The organism is Pseudomonas sp. HMWF006 (genome assembly GCF_003061205.1).
GTDB lineage: Bacteria > Pseudomonadota > Gammaproteobacteria > Pseudomonadales > Pseudomonadaceae > Aquipseudomonas > Aquipseudomonas monsensis.
Window position 1 is genome coordinate 1 of record NZ_QAIU01000532.1, and the last position, 5866, is coordinate 5866.

The following is a 5866-nucleotide window of genomic DNA, read 5'->3' on the forward strand; positions in this document are numbered from 1 at the left end:
GACGTTACCGCTGTGGCTCATCTGGCCGAAAAACGGCAGACCGGTGACCGAGCGATCCGACGGGCCGTTCCAGGTTGCGTCCACTTTTACATCGGCAAACGCCGGAAAGAAATCGTCGAGGCTGCGCTTGAGCAGGCCGGCATACGGCGACGGCTGATCGAACACCGGCAGCATCCGCCCGCCATAGGCAAAGGTGTTGCCACCCTTGCCGAGCATGATCCGGCCGTCCGGGGTGTTGTGGTAGTAGTGCACGAAGATCCGCGAATCAAGCACGGTGACACCGCTGGTCAAACCGATGTCCTGCAACAGATCCGGGCGCGGCTCGGTGATCAGCATGTCGCTGGAGACAATTGCTACGCTGCGTTCGAACTGCGGGAAGGCACGAGCCATCCACGCGTTCATCGCCAGCACCACACGATCGGCGATGACGCAGCCGTCCGGCGTCTGGATACGCGCCGCACGCCCCTCCTCCAGCCCGGTCATCGCAGTGTGTTCGTGGATTTTCACCCCCAGTTGCAACGCCACCCGGCGCAAGCCGCGCACCAGTTTGCCCGGTTGCACACTGGCCGCCGCCGGCGAGAACCAGCCCTCCAGATGCTTGCTGGAACCGGCCATGCGCTGCACGTCGGCCACCGGGCGCTGGGTGAACGAGTTGATGCCGTTGCGTTCCAGCGCCGCGATCACCGCATCGGTCGAGCCGACCTGCGCGGCGTTGGTGGCGGTGTACAGCGTGCCGTCGAGGCGGTAATCGGCATCGACGCCGTACTGTTCACAGAACTCGCCAATGGCGTGGATGCTGCGTTCCGATTCCTTGACCAGGCGCACCGCTTCTTCAACACCGAACAAACGTTCAAGGGTGAAGTACTTGGCCGACCACGACAGCGCGCACCCGCCATTGCGGCCACTGGCCCCGGCGCCGCAGATGTCGGCCTCGATCAACAACACAGCGAGTTCGGGGTTCTGTTGCTTGAGCATGATTGCCGTCCATAACCCGGTGTAACCACCGCCGACGATGCACACGTCGGTGCGCACTTCGCCTTGCAGCGCCGGGCAAGTGTCGGAGGTGTCGGCCTGCAGGGCCTGCGCCAGCCAAAACGGTCTCATGGGATGTCTCCAGTCAGATGGCCACGACACAGCCTGCCGCGAACACCGCAGCAGGCCGCGAGGCAAAGGGGGTTCAGGAACGCAGGGGTTTGATCTTCAGCGGGCAATTGGGAATGGACGCACGCGGCTCCATCACGCCGACCGGGCGGCTGTTCCAGTGCGGGATCAACACCAGCGCCGAGAACAGCGCGCATCCGGCAAACACGATGAACACCGTCACCGAGTCGAAATAACCCGGCAGCAACCCGCCAAGGACCGCACCGACCGAGCCGCAACCGTTGACGAATCCGGCGGCAGTGGCGCCGGCCTTGGCCTTGCCGAAGTCGATGGCGGCCGCGCCGCTGATCATCGAGTCGGGGCCGTACAGGGTCAGGCCCATGACAAACAGCAGCGCCACCACCAGCAACACACTGCCGGTGTGCAAGGCGCCCATGAACAGCGCCAGGGTCACGGTCAGCGCCAGCAGGCTCAACACGCAGGCCGGCATGCGCCGGGCGCCGAACAGTTTGTCCGAAGCCAGGCCGATCATGATCGGCCCAAGCAACCCGGCCAGTTCGAACGACGTCGGAATGATTGCCGCGCCGACCTTGCCGACACTGGGCATCTGTTCAAACACGATCACCGGGCCCCACAGCAGAATCGCGTAACGCGCCGGTTTCAACATGAAGTACGCCAGGCCCAGCACCAGCACCGTGCGGTTGCGCAGGATTTCCTTCAACGGCTCCCAGACGCTGAGCTTGCTGTTGGCTTCGGTTTCCTCGGCGGACAGGACCGGCTCCGGCTCCACGGCCGGCAGGCCGACATCTTCCGGTTTGTTACGCTGGAAAATAAAGAACAATACCGCCACCACGGCGACCACCACCGCGCTGGAAATAAACGCCGCGTGCCAAGTGCCGATCAGCGTATACGCCCACCAGCCGGCGAACGGCGACGCCACCAGACCGCCAAACGCGTAGCAGGAACTCCACAAGCCAAGCACCCGCCCCCGCTGTTGCGCCGGGAAAAAGCTGCCGAGGTTTTTGCACAGTCCCGACCACCCGGTGGATTGCGCCAGGCCCTGAATCAACATGCAGGTGGCAAAGATCGGCAGCGTGGCGAAACTGCCCATCACCAACGCTGCAGCGGCGGAAATCAGCAAGCCGCCCAGCACCACGACCCGTGGGCCAAAGCGGTCGGCGAGCATGCCCCAGGTGAATTGGCCGATGGCGTAAGCCGCCAGATAGATCGCATCGAGGTTGGCCATGGCCATCTTGTCGAGCATGAAGGTCGGGTCTTCGGCGATGCCCAGCTTGGCCACCGAAAACGCTTTGCGGGTGAAGTAGAAAGCGGCGTACGCGAGCCAGGTGATAGCGAAAATCTGCATGCGCCAACGCGCAAGGGTGCCGATGTGCTTGTTCATTGTGGTTCTGACCTCAGGGTGTGAGTGTGCCGGCAGAATCGTTAAGTAAACGCCTGTGTTTTTTATTGTTGAGCACTGCGCCAACGCCCCATCCCTAAGGCGATAGCGGTCAGATGAGTCCTGCGGTTGCACGCACAGGCTCATCGCCAGCGTGCTGCCCGAACGGGCAGTCAGCGATGGCGTGAGCGGATCAAAGCAATTACTGTTTAATAAATAAAGTCGATTTATCGTATTTCACACATAAGCTCAGCTTATTACTGGAGGTTGCATGTCGGTGTCCCACGCCCAGCTCAAAGCCTTCCACGCCGTGGCCGTCCATGGAAGCTTCACCAAAGCCGCCGAGCGCCTTTTCCTCACGCAACCGGCTATTTCCGACCAGGTGCGCAAACTCGAAGAACGCTTCGGCGTGCTGCTGTTTCATCGCAATAAACGTTCCGTGCGCCTGACGGATCTTGGCGAACGCCTACTGGCAATCACCCAGCGCCTGTTCGTGATTGAGGCTGAAGCACAGGAGTTGTTGCAGGAATCCCAGGCCTTGCAGACCGGCAGCCTGATTCTGGCAGTGGATGCGCCGGTGCACGTGTTGCCGCAGATTGCGCGGTTTTGCGAGCGCTACCCGGGCATCAGCGTGAAGATCGAGACCGGCAACACCGATGAATCACTGTTTCGCCTGTTCAACTACCAGGCCGACCTGGCCTTGCTCGGGCGTGATGTCAGCGATGAACGCCTGCTGTGCGTACCGCTGCGCAACGACCCGATGGTGGCGTTCGTCTCTCGCCATCACCCGTGGGCCGAACGTGAGTCGATCTGCCTGGCGGACCTGGATGACACACCGCTGGTGCTGCGCGAACACGGCTCGGTGACGCGCCAGACCCTGGAAGAAGAAATGGCCCGGGCGGGGTTTCGCATTCGCCCGGCGATTCAGGTTGAAGGCCGGGAAGCAGCGCGCGAGGCGGTGGTGGTGGGGATTGGTGTCGGGGTGGTGTCGGCGGCGGAGTTTGGTGCGGACTCGCGGGTGTGCGCGTTGCCGATTACCGATTGCACCCGGCGCTTGACCGAGACGCTGGTGTGTTTGCGTGAGCAGAGTTCGCGGCGAGTGGTGGCGACGTTCCTGGATATGGTTCGCAAGAGTCTGGTGTAAACAGGTCTGGCCCCATCGCTGGCAAGCCAGCTCCCACAGAATGGGTAGTGGCCCCGATTTGATGTACGACGCCATCCCTGTGGGAGCTGGCTTGCCAGCGATGAACGCACCGCGGTGTATCAGGCCGGTGCCAGACCAAAGAACGCCCGAATCAAGCGCAACTCCTGCCGCCGCTCCATACAGCCGATCATGTGTCGATTGACCAGCCCTTCCCCGACAATCGGAATCGCCACCACCCGCGGATCATGGCTGACCTCCACCGACGACACCACGCCAACCCCCAGCTCGGCCGCCACCGCCTCGGTCACCGCCTCGCGGCTATCGAGTTCCAGCAGCACCCGTGGATTGACCGCCGCCTGCGCGCACGCCTGGTCGAAGGTGCGGCGAGTGATCGAACCCGGTTCGCGCAGCACCATGATCACCTGATCGAGCGCCTTGAGCTTCAATTCCCCGGAGCGCGCCGCCCAAGGGTGCCCCGCCGGCACCAGCGCGCAGATCCTCGACTCGCTCAGCGCCTGCAGATGCAGGCCCTTGCGCGGCTCGACCTCGGTCAGCACCGCTACGTCCGCATGCTCCGATATCAGCGCCGCGAGGGTTTCCTGAGCATTGCCCAGACGCAAGTTCACCGTGATCCCCGGATAACGCGCACGCAGGCTGGCGAGCATCGGCATGACCATATGCGGGCCATCCGCCGCCACCTCCAGGCGCCCGGTCAGCAACTGCCGATTCGCCTCGAGCAAGGTCTGCGCCTCTTCGGCCAGACCGAACATTGCCCGGGTGATCGCCGCGAGTTTGGTGCCCTCCTCCGTCAGTTCCACCCGTCGCGCCGTGCGCCGCAACAGGGTGATCTGGTAGTGCTCCTCCAGCGCCTTGATGTGCCCGGTGACGGCTGGCTGGCTGATGAACAACCGCGCAGCGGCGCGGGTGAAGCTGCCTTCGCGGGCCACGGCGTCGAAGGCACGCAACTGGAACAGGTTCATGAATAACTCTCACTGATGGCTGGCATAACAACAAACAATTTGATTGATAGACCGGCGAATTGCAACTTATGCCCCGTAGCTTCATCCCACAGCGCAATCCGAGGACACACGAATGAGTATCGCCGAACCCATCCTGCTCACTCCCGGCCCGTTGACCACATCGGCCCGCACCCGTCAGGCGATGATGGTCGACTGGGGGTCATGGGATGACCGCTTCAATCAACTGACCGCCAGCCTTTGCGAACAATTGCTGGCAATCCTTAACGGCGCGGCGACTCACCACTGCGTACCGTTGCAGGGCAGCGGCACCTTCGCCGTCGAAGCGGCGATCGGCACCCTGGTGCCCCGAGACGGCAAAGTCCTGGTGCTGATCAACGGTGCCTACGGCAAGCGTCTGGCGAAGATCTGCGAAGTGCTCGGCCGCTCCTTCAGCACCTTCGAAACCGCCGAAGACGAACCGACCACCGCCGCCGATGTTGACCGGCTGCTGCGCGCCGACGGCGCCATCACCCACGTCGCGCTGATTCACTGCGAAACCAGCACCGGCATTCTCAACCCGCTGCCGGACATTGCCGACGTGGTTGCGCAACACGGCAAGCGCCTGATCATCGACGCCATGAGCTCGTTCGGCGCACTGCCGGTGGATGCGCAAAAAGTGCCGTTCGATGCGCTGATCGCCGCGTCCGGCAAATGCCTGGAAGGCGTACCGGGGATGGGTTTCGTCTTCGCCCGCAAAGAATCACTGGCTGCAGCGGCCGGCAATTCGCATTCGCTGGCAATGGACCTGTATGACCAGCACGCCTACATGCAGAAGACCGGCCAGTGGCGTTTCACCCCGCCGACCCACGTGGTCGCCGCACTGCACGAAGCCCTGCTGCAATACAACGAAGAAGGTGGCCTGTCGGCACGCCATGCGCGCTACGTCGCCAATTGCCAGGCACTGATGGAAGAAATGGCTGGATTGGGGCTGCGCAGCTTCCTGCCTGCCGCGATTCAGGCACCGATCATCGCCACCTTCCATGCGCCGAAAGACCCGCGCTACCAGTTCAAGGACTTCTACGAGCGGGTCAAGGCCAAGGGCTACATCCTCTACCCCGGCAAATTGACCCAGGTCGAAACCTTCCGCGTCGGCTGCATCGGCCACGTCAGCCCCGACGACATGCGCCAGGCCGTGGCGGCAGTCGGTGAAGTGCTGCGCGAGATGGAAGTTCTCGACATCTAAGCTCCACACAAAAATCCCCT

The 5866-nt window shown here is 62.8% G+C and carries 5 protein-coding genes; 2 read left to right on the forward strand and 3 right to left on the reverse strand.

The annotated features are described in order from the left end of the window. Both DBR24_RS23960 and DBR24_RS23965 read right to left on the reverse strand, forming a co-directional pair. Positions 1–1104: FAD-dependent oxidoreductase (locus DBR24_RS23960; RefSeq protein ID WP_128615976.1), on the reverse strand; the 1104-nt coding region annotated here is incomplete at its 3' end. 73 nt (positions 1105–1177) lie between these two features. Next, a complete protein-coding gene (locus tag DBR24_RS23965) occupies positions 1178–2503 on the reverse strand; it encodes an MFS transporter (RefSeq protein WP_123462327.1) in 1326 nt (441 codons plus the stop codon). Positions 2504–2771: 268 nt separating this feature from the next. On the opposite strand from DBR24_RS23965, the gene DBR24_RS23970 reads away from it, so the two are divergent. Continuing rightward, complete coding sequence (locus tag DBR24_RS23970; protein ID WP_123462326.1) at positions 2772–3644, forward strand: LysR family transcriptional regulator; 873 nt, start codon at positions 2772–2774, stop codon at positions 3642–3644. Between the two features lie 119 nt (positions 3645–3763). On the opposite strand, the gene DBR24_RS23975 is transcribed toward DBR24_RS23970, so the two are convergent. Then, positions 3764–4624: a LysR substrate-binding domain-containing protein gene (locus tag DBR24_RS23975; protein ID WP_128615977.1), complete on the reverse strand. Its 861-nt coding sequence runs from the start codon at positions 4622–4624 to the stop codon at positions 3764–3766. A 112-nt stretch (positions 4625–4736) separates the two neighbouring features. Here DBR24_RS23975 and DBR24_RS23980 point away from each other — a divergent pair, with 112 nt between their 5' ends. Beyond that, positions 4737–5846, forward strand: coding sequence for a 2-aminoethylphosphonate--pyruvate transaminase (locus tag DBR24_RS23980; RefSeq protein WP_128615978.1), 1110 nt, complete (start codon positions 4737–4739; stop codon positions 5844–5846). Positions 5847–5866 lie beyond the last annotated feature (20 nt).